Annotated in this window: 19 protein-coding genes and 1 pseudogene; 10 read left to right on the plus strand and 10 right to left on the minus strand. The window is 69.3% G+C overall.

What is annotated here, in order from left to right; genetic code table 11:
• Positions 1 to 155: 155 nt before the first annotated feature.
• The 4 genes from AB0915_RS10305 to AB0915_RS10320 all read left to right on the plus strand — a co-directional run bounded on the left by AB0915_RS10305 (position 156) and on the right by AB0915_RS10320 (position 2,853).
• Entirely contained in the window at positions 156 to 356 is a 201-nt protein-coding gene (locus AB0915_RS10305; RefSeq protein WP_366690660.1) for a hypothetical protein, read from the plus strand.
• A 46-nt stretch (positions 357 to 402) separates the two neighbouring features.
• On the plus strand, positions 403 to 969 hold the full coding sequence (locus tag AB0915_RS10310) for a DUF5565 family protein (RefSeq protein ID WP_366690661.1): 567 nt from the start codon (positions 403 to 405) through the stop codon (positions 967 to 969).
• Positions 970 to 1,452: 483 nt separating this feature from the next.
• Entirely contained in the window at positions 1,453 to 1,983 is a 531-nt protein-coding gene (locus AB0915_RS10315; protein WP_366690662.1) for a hypothetical protein, read from the plus strand.
• 465 nt (positions 1,984 to 2,448) lie between these two features.
• A complete protein-coding gene (locus AB0915_RS10320; RefSeq protein WP_366690663.1) occupies positions 2,449 to 2,853 on the plus strand; it encodes a nuclear transport factor 2 family protein in 405 nt (134 codons plus the stop codon).
• Between the two features lie 442 nt (positions 2,854 to 3,295).
• Here AB0915_RS10320 and AB0915_RS10325 read toward each other — a convergent pair whose 3' ends face one another.
• Positions 3,296 to 3,841, minus strand: coding sequence for an MOSC domain-containing protein (locus AB0915_RS10325; RefSeq protein ID WP_366690664.1), 546 nt, complete (start codon positions 3,839 to 3,841; stop codon positions 3,296 to 3,298).
• A gap of 190 nt (positions 3,842 to 4,031) precedes the next feature.
• A complete protein-coding gene (locus AB0915_RS10330) occupies positions 4,032 to 4,592 on the minus strand; it encodes a GNAT family N-acetyltransferase (protein WP_366690665.1) in 561 nt (186 codons plus the stop codon).
• Positions 4,593 to 4,766: 174 nt separating this feature from the next.
• On the opposite strand from AB0915_RS10330, the gene AB0915_RS10335 reads away from it, so the two are divergent.
• The 3 genes from AB0915_RS10335 to AB0915_RS10345 all read left to right on the plus strand — a co-directional run bounded on the left by AB0915_RS10335 (position 4,767) and on the right by AB0915_RS10345 (position 6,951).
• Entirely contained in the window at positions 4,767 to 5,201 is a 435-nt protein-coding gene (locus tag AB0915_RS10335) for a hypothetical protein (RefSeq protein ID WP_366690666.1), read from the plus strand.
• Positions 5,202 to 5,319: 118 nt separating this feature from the next.
• Complete coding sequence (locus AB0915_RS10340; RefSeq protein WP_366690724.1) at positions 5,320 to 6,669, plus strand: DUF1254 domain-containing protein; 1,350 nt, start codon at positions 5,320 to 5,322, stop codon at positions 6,667 to 6,669.
• 54 nt (positions 6,670 to 6,723) lie between these two features.
• Positions 6,724 to 6,951: a DUF2277 domain-containing protein gene (locus AB0915_RS10345; protein ID WP_266986097.1), complete on the plus strand. Its 228-nt coding sequence runs from the start codon at positions 6,724 to 6,726 to the stop codon at positions 6,949 to 6,951.
• Here AB0915_RS10345 and AB0915_RS10350 read toward each other — a convergent pair.
• The 3 genes from AB0915_RS10350 to AB0915_RS10360 all read right to left on the minus strand — a co-directional run bounded on the left by AB0915_RS10350 (position 6,938) and on the right by AB0915_RS10360 (position 10,449).
• On the minus strand, positions 6,938 to 7,615 hold the full coding sequence (locus AB0915_RS10350; protein ID WP_366690667.1) for a VTT domain-containing protein: 678 nt from the start codon (positions 7,613 to 7,615) through the stop codon (positions 6,938 to 6,940). The genes AB0915_RS10345 and AB0915_RS10350 overlap by 14 nt on opposite strands.
• 392 nt (positions 7,616 to 8,007) lie before the next feature.
• Positions 8,008 to 9,696 carry an alkaline phosphatase D family protein gene (locus AB0915_RS10355; RefSeq protein ID WP_366690668.1) on the minus strand — a complete coding sequence of 563 codons (1,689 nt, stop codon included), beginning with the start codon at positions 9,694 to 9,696 and terminating at the stop codon, positions 8,008 to 8,010.
• A gap of 108 nt (positions 9,697 to 9,804) precedes the next feature.
• On the minus strand, positions 9,805 to 10,449 hold the full coding sequence (locus AB0915_RS10360) for an HNH endonuclease family protein (protein ID WP_366690669.1): 645 nt from the start codon (positions 10,447 to 10,449) through the stop codon (positions 9,805 to 9,807).
• Between the two features lie 303 nt (positions 10,450 to 10,752).
• On the opposite strand from AB0915_RS10360, the gene AB0915_RS10365 reads away from it, so the two are divergent.
• A complete protein-coding gene (locus tag AB0915_RS10365) occupies positions 10,753 to 11,487 on the plus strand; it encodes an ABC transporter permease (RefSeq protein WP_366690670.1) in 735 nt (244 codons plus the stop codon).
• Positions 11,488 to 11,610: 123 nt separating this feature from the next.
• On the opposite strand, the gene AB0915_RS10370 is transcribed toward AB0915_RS10365, so the two are convergent.
• Together AB0915_RS10370 and AB0915_RS10375 are read right to left on the minus strand one after the other, a co-directional pair.
• Positions 11,611 to 12,273, minus strand: a complete 663-nt coding sequence (locus AB0915_RS10370) for an HAD-IA family hydrolase (RefSeq protein ID WP_366690671.1) — start codon at positions 12,271 to 12,273, stop codon at positions 11,611 to 11,613.
• Between the two features lie 188 nt (positions 12,274 to 12,461).
• Positions 12,462 to 13,421 carry a peptidoglycan-binding domain-containing protein gene (locus AB0915_RS10375; RefSeq protein ID WP_366690672.1) on the minus strand — a complete coding sequence of 320 codons (960 nt, stop codon included), beginning with the start codon at positions 13,419 to 13,421 and terminating at the stop codon, positions 12,462 to 12,464.
• A 162-nt stretch (positions 13,422 to 13,583) separates the two neighbouring features.
• Here AB0915_RS10375 and AB0915_RS10380 point away from each other — a divergent pair, with 162 nt between their 5' ends.
• Entirely contained in the window at positions 13,584 to 15,626 is a 2,043-nt protein-coding gene (locus tag AB0915_RS10380) for an MDR family MFS transporter (protein ID WP_366690673.1), read from the plus strand.
• Between the two features lie 54 nt (positions 15,627 to 15,680).
• Here the strand turns inward: AB0915_RS10380 and AB0915_RS10385 are convergent, their stop codons facing one another.
• Positions 15,681 to 16,157 (minus strand): GNAT family N-acetyltransferase, encoded by a 477-nt coding sequence (locus AB0915_RS10385; protein ID WP_366690674.1) that lies wholly within the window; start codon positions 16,155 to 16,157, stop codon positions 15,681 to 15,683.
• A gap of 243 nt (positions 16,158 to 16,400) precedes the next feature.
• On the opposite strand from AB0915_RS10385, the pseudogene AB0915_RS10390 reads away from it, so the two are divergent.
• Positions 16,401 to 16,916 (plus strand): annotated as a pseudogene (locus AB0915_RS10390) (phosphatase PAP2 family protein); the annotation flags it as partial.
• Positions 16,917 to 17,024: 108 nt separating this feature from the next.
• Here the strand turns inward: AB0915_RS10390 and AB0915_RS10395 are convergent.
• Positions 17,025 to 17,984: an AEC family transporter gene (locus tag AB0915_RS10395; protein ID WP_366690675.1), complete on the minus strand. Its 960-nt coding sequence runs from the start codon at positions 17,982 to 17,984 to the stop codon at positions 17,025 to 17,027.
• A 136-nt stretch (positions 17,985 to 18,120) separates the two neighbouring features.
• Positions 18,121 to 19,371, minus strand: coding sequence for a cytochrome P450 (locus AB0915_RS10400; RefSeq protein WP_366690676.1), 1,251 nt, complete (start codon positions 19,369 to 19,371; stop codon positions 18,121 to 18,123).
• Between the last annotated feature and the right edge of the window lie 261 nt (positions 19,372 to 19,632).

Below are 19,632 nucleotides of genomic sequence, written 5' to 3' on the forward strand. Positions count from 1 at the left end.
CGCCCGTAGGGCGGGCCTGGCGGCGTCTGGTGCGTGCGATCGCAAGGCGGAGGGTCGCCCCGATACTGGGTGTATCGGGGCGAGCCCGACAACGCAGCGAGCGTGCGTGCCAGGCGTCGTCTGGCAGGCGGGACTTTCGAAACACGCCCTAGATCTTGATCACGACGAAGGTGCACGACGGTGTCTTCCAGGCGCCCCGCGGTCCGTTCAACCTCGGTGAGGCCCTGCGGCTGTTCCGAGGCTGGGCCATCCGAGACGGCCGTGCAGTCGAGCTCGGCTGCCCCGGATGCGGCGAGCAGTATGGGCACAGCGAGGTTCTGCGACTGCCCATGGCAGAGCGGCGGATCGCGGCATGAACGAAATTCCGATGCGCGCAAGCCGGTCAACCGACAGGATCCCGGAATGCAGAAGATTCCCACCATGTTCGTCCGCGACTTCGACAACAACCCCGCGCACGTCCTGCCCAAGGTGACGCCCGGCTGCGCATGGGTGCTCTCCGGCGAAGGGCAGGCAACGCGCAAGTACGACGGCACCTGCGTGATGCTCGACGAAGCAGGCAACTGGTGGGCGCGTCGCGAGGTGAAGCCCCGCAAGTCGGTACCGCGGAACTACATAGTCCTCTCCGTCGACACCGAGACAGGCAAGACCATCGGTTGGGAACCGATCGACCAGTCATCGTTCGCGAAGTTCCACGCAGAGGCCCTTCAGGCGGCCGGTCCGGGCGGGCTGTCCGCCGGGACCTTCGAGCTGATCGGCCCGAAGGTGAACGGAAATCCTGAGGGTGTCGATGCTCACCGGCTTGTCGAGCACGCCGCGGCGCAGCACGTCTCAGTGCCGGAGCTGACGTTCGAGGGCATCCGTAGCACTGTAGTGGCCCTGGCCGGCGCCGACGGGTGCGAAGGCATCGTCTGGCACCATCCCGACGGGCGGATGGCGAAGATCAAAGCCAGGGACTTCCCGAAAGCGTGACAACGAAGCGCCCCCGCAACGGCCCCCGGAGCAGTGTGCGGGCGTCAGATGTGAAAGTCGGGGCCGGAGGCCGGCGTACAGCGGCGCTGTACCGCAACCACAGCGGCGGCAGGTGCCCGGCAGCGGTCGGTGCTGACCGATCAACTACCGGAACGACCGTGCATGACCGGTCTGGCTTGCGCTACGGATCGGAAGTTCCCCGTGCCACAACCGCGCCAGGTCGAGCGGGGCTCACGGGAGGTCACCGCCTGATCTTCTGTCTTCACACACCGATGATCACCGGTGGCCGCACCCGTTCCGCATGACACCGATGGTTGGGCAGAAGGTGCCGGTCATCGGCGCCGTGTTGGGCTGACGCAGCCAAGCAACTACAAGGCAACAACGAGCGCGCAACGGGTGGGTGGCGACGCTGCGCCCGACGCCGCTCGCCGCCTATCATCCGGGAGCCGGGGGCCCCATGCCCCCCGGGGCAGGGGGCTCATCATGTGGTCGACCACTTCACGGCCGGTGTTCCGGCGCTTCGTCGGTGCCGTCGCGGTCGGCGTGGCCCTGGCCGCAACCTCAGGGTGCACGGTTCCCGTCGATACCGTCGCCGGCATCTCCGTGACCGGCGACGGCCATCTGCTCGGCGTCATGATGGTCTGCGGGCATCGGATCGATGGCGCGACCCTCTACGTGGACAGCGCCGACGTCAACAAGACGGTGACGGTCGGTTCATGGACCGTCGACCGCCCCCTCACGGCCGGTCTCGCCACCTGGACCCTCGATTCTCCTGCAGCCGGCTGGACCGCGACCAGACCTCTCGCTCCGCTCACCTCCAGGACCACCTATGTCCTCTACGGCTGGACCAAGGACAACTCGTGGTCATCGAGCAGCGTCTCCTTCACCTTGACCGACCGGGACCGGCTCACCCCGGAAAAAGTCCGCTACGACAACATCTCGGACAACGGTGACGAATCCGTAATCGCCGTCCCCATAGCGGAGTTCAAAGCCAGGGCCTGCCAGAACAAGTAACGCCACGGCGCCTCCGGTCAGGCCGAGGCACTCCCGTTGCCGGGAGGCACGCGCTCAACCTTCGCCGCCACAAGACACAAGATCACGCTCTACAACTGGAGTATTAGCCTCCACGACCGACGAGAACTTGGTGCCGGCGAACTTCACGCTCGAGCCGTGCCGCACGTCGTGGTGGTAGTAGTTCGAGTGGCAGTACTTATTAAGCAGCGCAGAAGGTATTGCTCGGCTGCATGCCGCAGAAGCGTTCTCACCTGAACGTGTCGCCGGACTGGGCACTAAGCATTTCCACGCATCACGAGTTGTCCGATCTTGATCCGCAGCTTTCCTGAAGCCGAGTCGCTGCGTTGGACGGTCTAAACTGTCACCATTGCCCATGACGTTCAATAGTCCAGCGCCCTGGGAGGAAGCCTCGAAGCGTTCCCAGGTCCCCGGATCGCTCCGGCCGCCTGCAGATGGGACAATGCGATGGATCCTGATATCCGGACCAGGGCCGCACTCGCGGAACACTGGCGGGCATCGGAACGTGGGGATACCGAAGCCGAGCACGCCATCTACGCTGCGGACGCGATCCTCGACTACCCCCAGTCAGGTGAACGATTCCGGGGCCGCGCGACGATTTCGGAGCAACGTGGGGGGCACCCTGCCAGCCGGCACTTCACCGTCCACCGGATCGTTGGCAGCGGGGATCTGTGGGTGAGCGAGTGTGTCATCACGTACGACGGGGTGCCCACCTACTCGGTGAGCATTATGGAATTTGCCCACGGGCATGTGGTGCACGAGACGCAGTACTTCGCGGACGCCTTCGGTGCGCCTGAATGGCGGACAGCACTCGCGGAGCCGATGCCGGGCAGGAATATCGCCAGGGCCTGATCCAGGGCTGGTTGACGCCAGTGATGCATCACGTACGCGATGCTGCCGACGAGGCCGGCCACGCTGGCTTTGGCCGTGATGCGGGTCAGCTCTTCCGTCGCTGTCTCCAGCAGTCGCCGCGCATGACGGCGGGCTGAGGTCTACGGCGCCGATTGCTCGACTCCGCGTCGATAATTTCCGCTCGACGGTGATCAGGATGAACGTGGGCTATGTCGCCTGGGGCCCTCCCTGAGCGCCCATCGACAGCGTCGCCGCGAGGAATTTCGACACCGAGACGGCCGACATCAACAGCTGACACCAACAGACAGCAGGCCGGTGCAGTTGTCGGCGAGCTGGGAGCCGTACGGCCTCACCGTCGGCACACTCGTCGTCCAGGTCCCCGCTGACGCATAGTTCCAGCAACTCAGCCACGTCCGCCCGCACCGAGTACAGAGAGTCCCCCTTAAACGCGCTCCAGAGGACGGTGCGGGGTCGGCGGGAGCTCGACCTCGATGGGGTCGTACGGGCGGACGGGGCCGCCATGGCGCACCACGGCCATGATGCCGGACTTGAAAGTGAAGTCCCCCGAGACGGGATCGAGGACGAAGACCTCTCCGAGCAGGCCCTGCCGGAAGTCGTTGATCTTCGCGCATGGGTTGCGTAGCCCCGTCACCTCCACCACCGCCTGCTCGCCAAGGTGTAGCAGGGTGCCGGTAGGAAGGCCGAGCAGGTCAACACCACGGGTGGTGATGTTTTCGCCGAGCTGGCCCGCAGAGACGGCAAAGCCCTTGAGCGCGAGCTCGTCGAAGAGTTCCTCGTGCATCAGGTGTACCTGACGCAGGTTGGGCAGGTCCGGCTCGTAGGTCATGCGGAACTGATGGCGGATCGTCTCCCCCGCGTGGACGTCCCCTTCGACGCCAAGGCCCGCAAGCAGCGTGACGGACTCACGATTGGGCTTGCTGAACGAGTACGCCCCGTTGCTGCTCACCGCTGTGACCCGACCTGCCATCTCCCACCCCATCTGTTGGTCGGCATGCTTCGGGAAATCCTAAGGAAGCGTTGCATCAACGAGCTCAAGGAGACCATCTAACTCGCCGGACTCCACCTCGCCGCCGTCTTCAGGGCAATAGTCAAGAGTTGTTGATCACCTGGGAACCCGTACGGAACGGAGCCGCAGGATCCGGCTGCGCAGCTGACGGCTACCGACGCTGCTCCCAGTCGGCCCGGACCAGGTCGTATTCGACCTCGCCATGCTCGGATCCCGCGATTGCCTCCGGCCAGTCCCCGGTGAAGTCCCGGAGGAATGACAGGCCCGCCTTCTCCATCACACGCCGGGATCGCGTGTTCACCGCCATCGTGTTCGCGGTGACCCGCTCCACCCCCAGGTCTGTGAACCCTTTGCTGATCAGGGCTCGAGACCCCTCCGTGGCATAACCCTTGCCCCAGGCGGCCTTGTTCAGCCGGTAGCCGAGTTCGACCACGGCGGGGCTGTGGTCGTCGAGGGGGCGGAACTCGAACCAGCCCAGGAAGGTCCCGGTGGCCCTTTCCTCCGCAGCCCAGTAGCCACGGGTACCGAAGCACGGATAGTCGTGGAGGAGCCGTGGCAGGGTCTGCCCATGGATCGCCTCGCGGCTTGTCGGCCGGCCGCCGTTGATGAAGCGCATGACGTCGGGGTCGTTGTCCAGTGCGAACAGGTGGTCGGCGTCGGTGTCGGTGAACGGGCGCAGCACGAGCTGTTCGGTTTCCAGGAAGACATCCACGCCGCGATCTTCGCAACTGGGCGCTGTGCCCGCCACCGGGTATTCACAGTTGTTTTCACGACTGACGCCACGTCGACGCCGTCACCCGTACGGACGCGTCCGGGTGGTCGCGCGGGCGGGTGCCACGCAGGGTCGGATTCGGTCAGTTGTTCCGCTCCGGCCAAGGAGACCTCCATGGCACAGCCTGCTCCCGCCCCCGGCTACCGCCGCACCTCCGCCACCTTGGATGAGAATCCCTGGGCGGCCGGGGGAGTCATGTTCGCCGGTGTTCTGCTGATGGTGGACGGCGTCATGGGCGTCATCAAGGGGATATCCGGTATCGCGTCCGACGATGTCTACGCGCGCCTCAGCAATTACACCTTCAAGTTCGATGTGACGGGCTGGGGCTGGATCCACCTCGCGCTCGGCGTGATTCTCGCGCTCGTCGGCTGGAGCATTCTCAGGGGTGCCGGCTGGGCCCGGGCGACGGGTGTCGTGCTGGCTGCGCTCAACATGATCGCCAACTTCCTGTGGCTGCCCTACCAGCCGATCTGGGCGATCATCTCCATCGCGATCGACGGGTTCGTGATCTGGGCCCTGTGTACCGCCCCTTCGAAGGCGGTCATCTAGTGGCGGCCGGAACGGCGGGGGCGGCGCGTGCGACGGCGGCAGAGGAGGCCTGGATGCGGGGCTGTCCGCTGCTGCGGAGCTCACCGTGAGCGGCCGTGACAGGGAAGGCGTGCAGGTGATGGGCGAACCGAACGGGCAGGGGGAAGACCTGGTCGCTCTGGCCGCCGATGCGTACGTGTACGGGTATCCGCTGGTCGTCGACCTGTCGGCGGTCGAGAGATCGATGCAGGAGGGCTTCGGCCCGCTGGCGCCGACCCCGTTCAACCACTTCGCGCACGCGGGGCCATGGGCCGGCCCCGATGTGCATGCCGTCTTCGTCGACAACGACACCGCTCATTCGATCGCCCAGCTGGACCTGTCCGGAGGGCCGATCCGGCTGCATGCCCCGGACACCGGCGGGGCTTACTACGTGCTGCAGTTCGTGGACGCCTGGACCAACAACTTCGCCTACGTGGGGCGCCGGGCCACCGGCACGGGCGCGGGTGACTGGCTCATCGTGCCGCCGGGCTGGTCGGGCAGGGAGCCCGGCGGGCTGTGCGGGGTGATCGATGCGCCGACCTCCGTCGTCTCTGTCGTCGGGCGCAACGTTCTCGACGGTCCGGACGACATGACGCGGGTGCGGGCGCTCCAGGAGCAGTACACGCTCACGTATCTCGAACCCGGCACGCACCGGACGGGGCTACCGGCGCCCGAACCCGACGTACCGGCGGAGCTGAGGTTCTTCGAGCAGCTCAGGGTGTGGATGGCCGACTTTCCACCGGCCGCCGCCGACTGTGCGTACCAGGATCGGTTCCAGCCGCTGGGGCTGCTGGAGGAGGGGCCCTCGCCGTACGTGTCCGCCGATTCCGCCCTCGTCCGCGTACTCATCGCGGGGATGGCGCAGGGCAGGGAGCGGGTGGAGGCGGCCGCCCGGCCGAGCACGGTGACGGGCGGGGGATGGGAGATGGATCCGCATCTCTTCGACTACAATCTCGACCACTTCGGGGTGGGGACGATCGATTCCCCGGAGTGGAAGATCGCCGACCGGGAGGCGTCCTACCTGGTCAGAGCGGTGGCGGCGCGCGTGGCTCTGTGGGGGTGCCACGGGTACGAGGCGGTGTGCGCCCGCACCTCCCACGACGCCGACGGCAATCCGCTGAGCGGTGCGCACGCCTATGTGATGCGCTTCGAGCAGCCGCCGCCGGTGGAAGCGTTCTGGTCCGTGACCATGTACGACGCGCCGGACCACCACCCCGTCGCGCACCCGGCGGGCCGGCACTCGCTCGGGGACCGCACCCCCGGGCTGGTGCGCGGGGCCGACGGGTCGCTGACGGTCCACATCAGCAAGGAGCCGCCCACGGACCCTGCCGCAGCGGCGAACTGGCTGCCCGCGCCCGACGGAAAGTTCCGGCCCGTGCTCAGGTTCTGCATGCCGGGGCGCGCGATCATCGACGGCAGCTATGAGCTCCCCGCCATCGAACTGAGCTGACCCGGGTGTCCCGTGTCCCGGCCCGTTGTCAGTGGGGCGGTCCACACTGGAGTCATGTGCCGCAGCATCAAGACCCTTCGCCCGCCCGCCATCCCCGAGGAGGCCACTGAGGAGGACATCCGGGCGGCCGCCCTGCAGTTCGTGCGCAAGGTGTCCGGCTTCCGGGCTCCGGCCGCGCACAACCAGGAGGTGTTCGACCGGGCCGTGGACGAGATCGCCGCAGCGACCGCCAGACTGATGGACGGTCTTGAGGTGCGGGGGGCGGCCGTCAGGACGCCGTAGAAGCCGAAGCGGGTGCTGGAGCGGAAGCCGTCGCAGCCGCCGCTCCGGGGCGGCGCATGAGGTACGCGGCGAGGGCGCCTGCCACGAACAGGGCCAGGACCGAGACCGCCGTACCCAGCCATGTCGCGCCCAGCCACTGGCCGCCGAAGTAGCCGAGGCCCACGCTGTAGCCCGCCCAGGCCACCCCGGCCAGTGCCGACCAGGGCAGGAACTCCTTCACCTTGCGGTGCGCGGCGCCCGCGCCCAGGGAGACGACCGAGCGGCCGGCCGGCGCGAAGCGGGCGATGACGACGAGGGTGCCGCCGCCGCGGCTCAGAGCCGCGCCGAGGCGTTCCTGCGCGGTGGTGAGGCGGCGGGACCGGGCTATCGCCCGGTCCAGACGGTCGCCGCCGCGCCAGGCCAGCCGGTACGCGACGAGGTCGCCGAGCACCGAGGCGGCGGCCGCGCTCAGGATCAGGGCGAGGAGCGACGGCACCTGGGGGACCTCTCCGGGGCTGCCTGCCGTGCCCACGACCGTGGTCGAGCCTGCGGCGGCGGCTGTCGCAGCGGTGATCACCAGGACCCCGCTGGGGAGGACGGGCAGGAAGACGTCCAGGAGCACCGAGAGGGCGACGACCGCATAGATCCATGGGCTGCCGGTCAGCGCACCCACACTCTCAAGCACCTTCTACTCCCCGATTCGTTTCAACGCCGCGACGTCGCAGGGGAGCGGCAGGAGCGGCAGGGCCAGCTGTACAGCGTACGCCTGCCGTTTACCTGAACATCATCGGAGTCCGGAGGATGTTGTGTACCTCACGCGTCACATCTGCACCGTGGGGGAGTGGCGCCCTGTCCCCACTGTCGGCACGGGGCAGGGCATCCGGGACCAGGTCTCGGATCGGGCCGTGACCGACGGCGCCGGCACGCGGGCGCGGTCCTCACCGCGGTCCGCGTCGTTCCGCAGGGCGGGGAGAGCGCCTTCGGTCCGGTGGGGAAGTGAACCGATTGAGCGCCTCGGGCCAGGGAAACCGGCAAGTGCTTGCAAGTTCAACATTCTGTTGGGCGGTCGAAAACTGCCTACGCGCCGGTGGTCAGTTCCTGGTCCAGCACCGTCTCCAGCTGCGCGCCCGCACCGTTCCCTGTGGCCTGAACCAATACCAGTGCAGCCTTCCGGCCACGCAGGGTGAGGGTCATCAACTGATTGCCGAACCACGGTCCACCGGCCTTCTGCCACTGGATCGGTGGCGGACCCGTCCGTCCGTGCCGCGCCAGCGCTCGCCCCAGCCACCGTCCCGCCCGGCTCCAGCCGAAGCGGAATCCCGCCTTGAGTGCACCGGGTACCGAGTTGTGCACGGGGGAGCAGGTCAGCTGCAGGATGCGCGCTTCGGGCGCACCTCCCGGGCCGTCGGCCGGCCACGAGGGCTCCGCGATGTACGCGTGGTGCACATCGCCCGACAGGACGCACACCGTCGCCGGAGCGTCCGGGCCGCTTCCCGCCTCCCGGATCAGCTCGGTCAGCCGGCGGAACGAGGCGGGGAACGCCGCCCAATGTTCCAGGTCGGAGCGGCGGCGCAGATTCTCGCCGAACCGCGCCCAGCGCCCGCCGGGCCCACCCCGCTCGCCACGGCACAGCGCGGCGTCCCACGCCTCCGCGTCATGGACGAGCGGCGGAAGCAGCCACGGCAACGACGTACCGATCAGGAGGTGGTCGTACGAGCCGGGGTCGGCGAGCGCCTCCTCGCGCACCCAGCGTGCCTCCTCGGCGTCGAGCATCGATCGCCGCTCCTCGTCGAGCACGCGTGCCGCGCGGCTGTCCACCATCAGCAGCCGCACTCGGCCGAAAGCACGTCGGTAGCTCCACCGGGTACCGGCGGGTTCGGCGTCCGCCTCGGCGGCGAAACGGCGCAGTGGCTCCGTGCCGTCCGGGACGGCACGCACCTCGGCGTAGAGCGGGTCCGCGGCCAGGGCGGTGGGGGAGAGATTGCCGAGGTGCTGGTAGACCCAGTACGAGGCCAGCCCGCTGACGATCCGCTCGTGCCACCAGGGGGTCGCCCGGACGTCGGCGAGCCAGGCGGCGCTGGTGTTCCAGTCGTCGACGACGTCGTGATCGTCGAAGATCATGCAGCTGGGGACGGTCGAGAGCAGCCAGCGCACCTCGGGGTCACGCCAGGACTCGTCGTAGAGGTAGGTGTACTCCTCGTAGTCCGCGACCTCGGCGCCCGGCGGTTCGTTCAGGTCCCGGCGTGTGGCGAGGCGGCGGCGGGTCGCCTTCGACGTCTCGTCGGCGTACACCTGGTCGCCGAGCAGGAGCAGTACGTCGGGGCGTACGGCGCCGGGGTCCGCGGCGAGCCGGGCGGCGAGGGCGCCCAGGGCGTCGGGGCCGATGGTGTCGGGCTCGCCGGAGGGCGGAGCCGCCCAGCGGCAGGACCCGAAGGAGATCCGGACGGGCCGGTCCCCGGTGTCATCGGCCGATGCCGGCGGCGTGGTGATGGTGCTCGCGGGGAAGCCGGAGTCCTTGAGCGGCCAGACCCGGCGGCCGTCGAGCAGCACCTCGTACGCGGTGGTCGAGTCCGGGGTCAGACCGGTCACCACCACCAGCGCGTAGTGGTGACCGGCGATCGCGAACGTCCGGGACGAGCCGGAGGCGCCGTCCGCGCATCGGACTTCGGCCGTGGTGGGCCGGTCGGCCTCCACCCAGACGGTCGCGGTGGAGCCCGTCTCCCAGTCGACGTATCGCAGCAGTGGTCCCAGGCGCAGCCCGGCCATGACGTGCCCTCCTCGCGTCGTCCCGCACGGACGGAGCTCACGGGCCCGGACGGTACGGGCGGCTCCGTACCGTACGGAACGACGGAGAGGGGTCGGGCGGTTCCGGGGTCAGCAGCCGTTCAGGACCGACTGGAGCGCACTCTTCTCCGCGGAGTCGACGGTCAGGTTGTAGTAGTGCTTCACGTGCACCCAGGCGCGCACGTAGGTACACCGGTACGCGGTACGCGACGGCAGCCACTGGGCCGGGTCCTTGTCGCCCTTGGACTGGTTGACGTTGTCCGTGACCGCGATGAGCTGTGGGCGCGTCAGATCGTTGGCGTACGCCTGGCGTTGGGGGGTGGTCCAGCTGCTCGCGCCGGAACGCCAGGCCTCGGCGAGCGGGACCATATGGTCGATGTCCAGGTCGGAGGCGGCGGCCCAGGTGGCTCCGTCGTACTCCGAGTACCAACTGCCGCTGACGGCGGCGCAGCTGGAGTCCTGGACCACGTTCGTGCCGTCGCGCTTCAGGACGACCTCGCGGGTGTTGCAGGTGCCCGACTGGGTGATCCAGTGCGGGAACTTGTCCCGGCTGTAGCCGGTCGATGAGCCTTCCGCCGACACCGTCAGCTCGCTCAGATAGGTGCGGGCGGTGGAGGCGCTGACCGGGGTGGGCATGGCCGCCTGGGCGGTGGGTGCGGTGAGCAGCCCCGTGGTTGCGGCAAGTGCGGCGGATGCGACGACCATGCCTATGCGACGCGCGTAGACACCTGACATGCGAACTCCCTTGATGTGGGGGAACCTTGGACGGGCGACCTGTGCAGCCCGGCCATCGTGGCGGCGCCAGGTTTCTGTGGGGTGGGCGCCAGGTAACAGGGTGGCGACATGGGCACGTCACATCAAGGGCTGGGGTGGACCGGTCTGCGGTGCGAGGCCGTACGGAAGGAAATGTGCGGGCCTGCGCGGATGTTCGCGGCCCATGGGGGGTGTCCGGGCCCGTACGCGAGGGATATGAGGAAGCGGGGACTGACGTGTCGACAGGTCGCGGATGCCGAGGCCGGTCGGTCTTATGGTTGCCGCGTGCTGCTTCCGGTCAACATCACGCTCGGCATCGTCCTCGCCGTACTGCTCGCGGCGGCCGCCGCCGTCGCCGCCTGGGCCTCGCTCGGCCGGTCGCGCGAGATCGTCCTCGCAGGGCTGCGCGCCGCCGTCCAACTCGCCGCCGTCTCCGTGCTCATCGGCTGGGTGGTCCGCTCGCTGCCGCCGCTGCTCTGCTTCGTGGCGCTGATGTATGCCGTGGCGGTACGGACCGCCGGACGTCGGATCACCGGGAACCGCACCTGGTGGTGGGCGGCTGTGCCGATCGCCGCGGGGGTCGCGCCGGTGGTCGCCCTGCTGCTGCTCACCGGGCTCCTGCCGGTCCGGGGCATCGCGCTGATCCCGGTGGCGGGCATTCTCATCGGGGGCGCGCTCACCGCGACCGTACTCGGCGGACGGCGGGCGCTGGACGAACTGACCACGCGGCGCGGGGAGGTGGAGGCGGGGATGGCGCTCGGGCTGCTCGACCGCGATGCCCGGCTGGAGATCGCCCGGCCCGCGGCGTCGGACGCGCTGCTGCCGGGGCTGGACCAGACGCGGACGGTGGGGCTCGTCACGCTGCCCGGGGCGTTCGTGGGCATGCTGCTGGGCGGCGCCTCACCGGTTCAGGCGGGGGCCGTGCAACTGTTCGTACTGGTGGCGCTGATGGCCGTACAGGCGGTGGCTGTTGCCACGGTGCTGGAACTGGTGGCGCGGGGGCGGCTGAGCCGCGACTGAGAGGAGCTCACAAGATGGGAGTCCGGTCAGCTCGCGGCGTCTGGTGCGTGCGATCGCAAGGCGCCGCGAGCCGGGCGCCCATTTTGTGAGCTCCTCTGAACCCCGGGGAGGTCTTCCCAGGGTTCAGAGGGCACGGATGTGCAGACGGATCGAGCCGTCGGCCGACGCCTCCACCCGGATCTGCGTCAGATCCCCGACGTGCGCATCCGGCGCCAGTGCCGCGGCGCGCGGGCCCACGCCCACGACGCGCATCCCGGCCGCCCGGCCTGCGGCGATACCCGCCTCCGAGTCCTCGAAGACGACGCAGTCGGCCGGGGCGAAGCCCAGTTCGGCCGCACCCTTGAGGAAGCCCTCGGGGTCGGGCTTGCTGGCGCCGACGCATTCCGCCGTGACGCGGGTGCCCGGCATCCGCAGTCCGGCCGCCGTCATCCGGGCCTGGGCGAGCGCCTCGTCGGCGGAGGTCACCAGAGCGTGCGGGAGCGTGGCGATCGCGTCCATGAAGGCCGGGGCACCGCCGATCGGGACCACGCCGTCGGTGTCGGCGGTCTCCTCGGCGAGCATGACCCGGTTGTCGGCGTAGTTCTGCTCCATCGGCCGGTCGGGCAGGAGTGCCGCCATCGTGGCGTACCCCTGCCGCCCGTGGACCACCCTGAGTGCGGCCTCGGGGTCCAGCCCCTCCCGCAGCGCCCAGCGCCGCCAGCAGCGCTCCACCACCGCGTCGGAGTTCACGAGTGTGCCGTCCATGTCGAGCAGGAGGGCACGTGCGGTGAGGACGGTGGCCGGCATCGGCGGGCTCCAGGGCGCGGGGGGAGGCGGGCGGCGTGGGGTGAAGAGAACAAGTGGTCCCGCCCGCTGGTCAGGGGGTGCGGGCGAGGACCACTTTGTTCCATCACGATACAAAAACGTGCCCGCGAAAGCGAATCCCTTCCCGAATACGGGAGGAGTGGGCCGGCTCCCCGGGGCCGGCCCACTCCTCAGGACTGACCACGACCCGTCGTCTCCGCCTCCAGCGCGCTCCGGGTGCTCGGGCCGTAGACACCCGGCGGGTCGCCCTCGATGGACTTGTGTGACTGATAGACGCGTACGGCGCTCTCGACCCGGTCCGCGTAGTTGCCGTTGTCGGGTCCCTGATAGAGCCACACCTCCTGCAGCCGCCGTTGCAGCTCGGCCACCTCGGGGCCGTGGTCGCCGCGCTGCAGCGTGGGGCCGAGCGGTTTCCCGAGCGGCGGAGCCGTCGAGGTCCCGGTGGGCTGCGAGACCGTCGCCGATGCCGACGGGGCGGGCGGGCGCGAAGAGGCAGCGGATGCGGAGGGGGAGAGCGAGGTGCTCGCCGACGCGGAGACGGATGCGGACGGCGATGCCGAAGCCGACGCGGAGGAGGACGCGGAGGAGGACGCGGACGCCGACGGCGATGCGTCCGGTGAAAGGGGCGCATCGGGGACGCTCGACACCTGGGGACTCGGGAGCGCGCGGTCGCGCTCGGAGTCCCCGTTCCCGCCGCCGAACAGGCCGCCGGCGAACGCCGCGGTGCCCACCACGCCGACCACGGCCGCGCCGACCGCGAGCACCGCGAAGGGCCGTCGGCGGCGTGGCCGCACCGGGTCCACCGGGCCCGCCAGGTCCACGGTCATGGCGTCCGTACGCGGATCATCCTCGCCGGCACTCTCCGGCGACAGAGGCGACTGAGGCGGCGGATCCGCCAGCGCTGCCCGGTCGAGGAAGAGCGGCATCGTCATGGCGGCGTCCGCCGAGGAGGCGTCCGCGGGCACCTCGTCGCCCCCCAGTGTTACGTACGGCCGGATCCGCAGGGGATCGAAGTCCTCCGCCGCCTTGGTCTCCGCCCGCTCGGCCGCACGCCGTGCCGCGCGCTCCGCGCACCCGCACCGGGGCCCGGCGGCGGGTCTGCCGTGCGGTCCCCCGTCCCATGCATCCATAGCTCTGTCGTCCGTGCCGCATTCCGGGCAGACATGTCCGGTCATTGTGGGTCCCTCCCCTTGAACTGCCTGCGATTATGCAGTCCGCCACGGTGATGCCCCAACAGGCCATAACCGTCCACAACGGCCAGGATGGGATGTAGCGGAACCGAGGAGATGTTCATGGCCCACCAGCTGAACCCCCCGGCCCTGGCCCCTGGCGAAGGCCGTTCCCAGCGGACGGTCCTGATCGCCATCGGTGCCCTGCTCCTCGGCATGCTGCTTGCCGCACTCGACCAGACCATCGTCTCCACCGCCCTGCCGACCATCGTCAGCGAACTCGGCGGCCTGGAGCATCTGTCCTGGGTGGTCACCGCCTATCTGCTCGCGTCGACCGCCGCGACCCCGCTCTGGGGCAAGCTCGGCGACCAGTACGGCCGCAAGAAGCTCTTCCAGATCGCCATCGTCATCTTTCTCATCGGCTCCGCGCTCTGCGGTATGGCCCAGAACATGCCGCAACTGATCGCCTTCCGTGGTCTCCAGGGCCTCGGCGGCGGCGGCCTGATGGTGCTCTCGATGGCGATCGTCGGTGACCTCGTCGCCCCGCGCGAACGCGGCAAGTACCAGGGGCTGTTCGGTGCGGTCTTCGGTATGACGAGCATTCTCGGACCGCTGCTCGGCGGCCTCTTCACCGAACACCTCAGCTGGCGCTGGGTGTTCTACATCAACCTGCCGATCGGCGTCGTCGCCCTGCTCGTCATCGCCGCCGTGCTGCACATCCCGGTCCGTCAGGCCAAGCACACCATCGACTACCTGGGCACCTTCCTCATCGCCTCCGTCGCCACCTGCCTGGTTCTCGTCGCCTCGCTGGGCGGATCGACCTGGGCCTGGGGCTCGGCGCAGATCGTCGGACTCGCCGTTGTCAGTGTGATGCTGCTGATCGCCTTCGGTTACGTCGAGCGGCGTGCCGCCGAACCCGTACTGCCGCTGAAACTGTTCCGGATCCGGACCTTCAGCCTCGTCGCCGTGATCAGCTTCGTCATCGGATTCGCGATGTTCGGAGCGATGACGTATCTGCCGACGTTCCTGCAGGTCGTGCACAACATCTCACCGACCCTGTCCGGCGTGCACATGCTGCCGATGGTGCTCGGTCTTCTCCTCACCTCGACCGTGTCCGGTCAGATCGTCAGCCGTACGGGCCGGTGGAAGGTCTTCCCGATCCTCGGTACCGGCATCACCGCGATCGGCCTGCAGCTCCTGCACCGGCTCACGGAGTACAGCAGCACCTGGCAGATGAGCGCCTACTTCTTCGTCTTCGGTGCCGGGCTCGGTCTGGTGATGCAGGTCCTCGTGCTGGTCGCGCAGAACGCCGTCACGTACGAGGACCTCGGCGTCGCGACCTCCGGGGCCACGTTCTTCCGCTCCATCGGTGCCTCGTTCGGTGTCGCCGTCTTCGGCACGATCTTCACCAACCGGCTCACCGGCAAACTCGGCGCGGCCCTCTCGGGCGTCACGCTGCCACCGGGCATCGACGCCGGGCGACTGGCCGCCGACCCGCGCGCCATCTCCCAACTGCCGCCCGCGCTGCGGGCCCCGGTGCTCCACGCGTACTCGACCTCGATCACCGACGTCTTCGTGTACGCGGCGCCCGTCGTCCTGGTCGCCTTCGTCATCGCCTGGTTCCTCAAGGAGGACAGGCTGCGCGGCTCGGTGACGGCTCCCGACAGCACCGAGACCCTGGCCTCGAATCCGGTCGAGCGGTCCTCGTACGACGAATGCGCACGGGCCCTGTCGGTGCTCGCCACCCGCGAGGGGCGCCGCGACGTCTATGTGAGGATTACCGAGCGTGCGGGGTACGACCTGCTGCCCGCGGCCAGCTGGATGCTGCTGCGCATCAAGCGCCACGGCGCCGTCGAACCCGCGCTGCTCGCCGACGCCACCCCTGTACCGGTGCGCGTGATCAGCGATGCGGCGCGGCAGCTGGAGGAGCGCGGTCTGGCCCGGCGCGAAGGGGTGCAGCTGGTGCTCACCGGCCGCGGTTCGGAGGCCGTGGAGAAGCTCGCGGAAGCGCGAGAGGAGTTGCTGGCCGAGCTGTTGGGCGACTGGTGGGGGCCGGAGCGGCCGACCGACCTGGTCGGACTCGTCGAGGAGCTGACCGCCGAGACGACCGGATCGAGCAGGGAACAGCCGCGCTGTCCGGAGCCGAGGCGGGACCACGCTCTCTGACCCGGGCCCGGGGATTCCCCGGCCGGACGACAGCTCCCGGTCACTGCGCCCGGGTCACAGCTCCTTGGCGAACCAGTGCTCCGCGTACTGCCGCCGATGGAACGCGGGCACCTCCCGGTATCCGTGCTTGGCGTACAGCCCGCGCGCCTCCACCAGATCGTTGCGGGTGTCCAGCCGGATCTGCCGTACGCCGAAGGCACGCGCCGCACTCTCGACGGCCGCCAGCAGCAACCCGCCGCCGCCCGTGCCACGGAACTCGGGGCGCACGAACACGCGGGTGAGTTCCGCGGTGTCCGCATCCACCAGGAGCAGCCCGGCGCAGGACGCGGGCTTTCCGCCGAATCTGCCGACGACGAACGCGCCGGTCGGCCCCGTGAGCAGGTCGGCGCCGTCGCCGGAGAGTCCCTCGTCGATCTCCTCGGCGGTCGCGGGCCGCTGCCAGTAACGGCTGGCGACCTCGTCGTAGTAGTCGCGGCGCAGGGCGCTCGCGTCGGGAGAGTCGAAGCGTTCGGGGGTCATGGTCCACGTCATGGGCGCCATTGTGACCTGGGCATGACCGGGGAGCCGAACGGTTTCGAGGGAGATCGACGCCGCGACCGGCTTGACGTGCCGCGCCGGCAGCACACACAGCCGCGCGCTCACGCCAGCGGCGGTGGGACCGTGACCGGCGGCGGGGGCAGCACAGGGCGCCGTCGGTGCGCCCGGACGCCCAGCAGCGCCGCCACGGCCGCGACCAGCACGACACCCAGGAGTCAGCAGCCAGGCCGGGACGCCCGCCCCGCGGACTACCGCTGGGCGCGCTCCACCCTCGGCTTCGCCACTCTGGTCGCACTGCTCGGCTTCTGGCTCTACCCGCTGGCCCCGCCGCGGCTGATGCCGGGGCTCGGCTTCATCGACACGGTTCACGGCGTCCAGGACTTCGCGAAGCCCGACTACGGGACGCTGACCTCGATGACCAACCAGTACGCGGCGATGCCCTCGCTTCACTTCGGCTGGTCGCTCTGGTGCGGCATCGTGATCGTGATGCTGGCCCCGAAGGTGTGGATGAAGGCGCTCGGGCTGCTGCACCCGCTGTTCACGGTCTCCGCGATCATCGCCACGGCCAACCACTGGGTGCTCGACGCGGTGGGCGGGGCGCTGGTCATCGGGACCGGATTCCTGCTGACATACGTCCTGGCGGGGCCGCGGAGGCTGCAACCCGTGGTGGGGCCGCCGGACGGGGCGGACGGCACGACGTCCGCGGATCACGTGCCGGAGGAGACCGGCGAGGCGGTGGGCAGCAAGCGCTGAGGGCCGAAGGGGTGCCGGGACGAACCGCATCGTCCCGGCACCCCTTCGGCGTGGATCGCCGCGCTTTCCAGCATCCGCCTGTCCGGGGCGGCCCGCCACTCGAACGGCTCAGGGGCCGGGCGGTACCAGCGCCCAGGCGGCCAGCGACAGCGTGGCCATGGACACGACCGTGGACGCCACCACGGAGTTGCGGGCGAGGCTGGTGTCCAGGCCGTACTGGCGGGCGTAGATGAAGGCGTTCTGGGCGGTCGGGAGCGCGGAACAGAGGACCACGGCGAGCAACTGGTGGTCCGGCAGGTGCAGCAGCGGGCCGCCGACCAGGAAGGCGATCAGGGGCTGGACCAGCGTCTTCAGCACGACCGCCAGGCCCACTTCCGTACGCCCTGCGGGCACCGTCGTCGCGGTCGTTGCCGGATCCGGGCGGCCGTGCAGGGACAGGCCGAGGGTGATCAGAGCGGTGGGCACGGCGGCCGCGCCGAGCAGATCACAGGAGTGTTCGAGGGCGTACGGCAGCCGCACCCCGAGCGCGGAGACGACGACGCCGAGCATCGAGGCCATGATGATGGGATTGCGTACGGGCATGGTCACCATCCGCCGCAGCGCGACGCCCTTTCCGGAGCCCGCCCCCGTACCCGTGTCCAGCAGCGTCAGGATCACGGGGGAGACCAGCAGCACCTGGAAGAGGATGATCTGGGCGACGAACGACGCGTCACCGAGCACCTGGACCGCGACCGGGATACCGAGATTGGCGGAGTTGACGTAGCCGGACGCCATGCTGCTGATCGCCTGGTCGGCCGTCTTGCGGCCGAAGAAGCGCCGGGCGAGCACGAAGCCGAGGGCGGACGCGAGCGCCGTGCCCGTCCCGAACGCCACCATCGAGGAGTTGGCGAAGGCGTCCAGTCGGGCACCGGAAACCATCGTGAACAGCGCCGCGGGCATGGCCACATGGAAGACGAACCGGCCGAGCACGGCTTCCGCCTGCTCGCCGAGCAGGCCACTGCGGCCGACCGCATAGCCGGTCGCGGTGAGTATCCAGATCGGAGCGAAGGCGGAGAGCAGGGCATGCATGGACGCCATGATCCTCGGACAGCTGTCCACTGCCTGTACCGGGGCGCGGCGGGCAGGAGGGGACGGGGCGCGGACGGGCGGCAGGGGCCGGGGCGTGGAAGGGACGGCCCCCGCCGTCCGGGAATCCGCGAGCCGGTCAGCCGGCGGCGGTACGGACCTGGAGCTGCTTGATTCCGTTCAGCCAGGCGGAGCGCAGCCGCCGCGGGTCCTCGACCAGCCGCAGATCGGGCAGTACGTCCGCGATCGCGTTGAAGATCAGGTCGATCTCCATGACGGCGAGGGACTTGCCGAGACAGAAGTGCGGTCCGCCGCCACCGAATCCGAGATGGGGGTTGGGGTCCCGGGAGATGTCGAAGAGTTCCGGGCTCTCGAAGACCTCGGGGTCGTTGTTGGCGGAGGAGTAGAACAGCCCGACCCGTTCGCCCTTCTTGATCTGCTGCCCGCCCAGTTCGAGGTCCTGGGTGGCGGTCCGCTGGAAGGAGACCACGGGGGTGGCCCAGCGCACGATCTCCTCGGCGGCGGTCTCCGGGCGCTCGCGCTTGTAGCGCTCCCACTCCTCGGGGTGGGTGAGGAAGGCGTGCATGCCGTGGCTGATGGCGTTCCGGGTGGTCTCGTTGCCGGCGACGGCGAGGAGGATCACGAAGAAACCGAACTCGTCCGAGGAGAGGTTGCCTTCGCCCTCTGCGGCGACCAGCTGGGAGACGATGTCCTTGGCGGGGCACTCCTTGCGTGCCGCTGCCAGGTTCATCGCGTACGAGACGATCTCCATGGCCGCCTCGGCGCCGACCTCTTCGGTGATCGCGTACTCGGGATCGTCGTACGCCGCCATCTTGTTGGACCAGTCGAAGATCTTGGACCGGTCCTCCTGCGGTACGCCGATGAGCTCGGCGATGGCCTGGAGCGGGAGTTCGACGGCGATATGGGTGACGAAGTCGAACGAGCCGTCGTCGTCGGCCGAGGCGAGGGCCGTCTCGACGATCGACCGGGCGCGGCTGCGCAGCGCCTGTTCCAGGGAACGGATGGCGCGGGGGGTGAAGCCGCGCTGGACGATCTGGCGGACCCGGGTGTGCTCGGGCGGGTCCATGTTCAGCATGATCAGCTTCTGGACGTCGATCTGATCGCGGCTGATCGTCTCGTTGAAGCGGATGACCGCGGTGTTGGTGTGGGAAGAGAACAGTTCAGGGTGTGTGGAGACGTACTTGACGTCCGCATGCCGGGTGACCACCCAGTAGCCCTCGTCGTCGAAACCGGAGACACCGGCCGGCTGGGTGCACCACCAGACCGGGGCGGTCTCTCTCATCCGGGCGAACTCCGGGTGCGGGATGCGGGCTTGGAGCAGGTCGGGATCGGTGAAGTCGAACCCTTCGGGCAGATGGGGGCAGGGCATCGGCAACTCCAGGTCGGTCCGAGGGGCGCCCGAACATTACCTGACGACCCATCAGAAGGTGCCCGCAACGTAGTAACGAGTTCTGCAACTGGCAAGAGCTGTGGCCCGATCTGTTGCGCGAGGGGGGCGCGTGCGGGCTTCGAAATGCGCCCATTGTGCGTGCACGGCTCTTGCGTACCGGGGGTAAGCCTCATAAGACTGCTACAGAACTAGAACGCGTACTAGTTCCTTCCGTGGGCGCCGGGACGCCCCCTGCGGAAG

Source organism: Streptomyces sp. NPDC048411, from assembly GCF_040704695.1.
GTDB lineage: Bacteria > Actinomycetota > Actinomycetes > Streptomycetales > Streptomycetaceae > Streptomyces.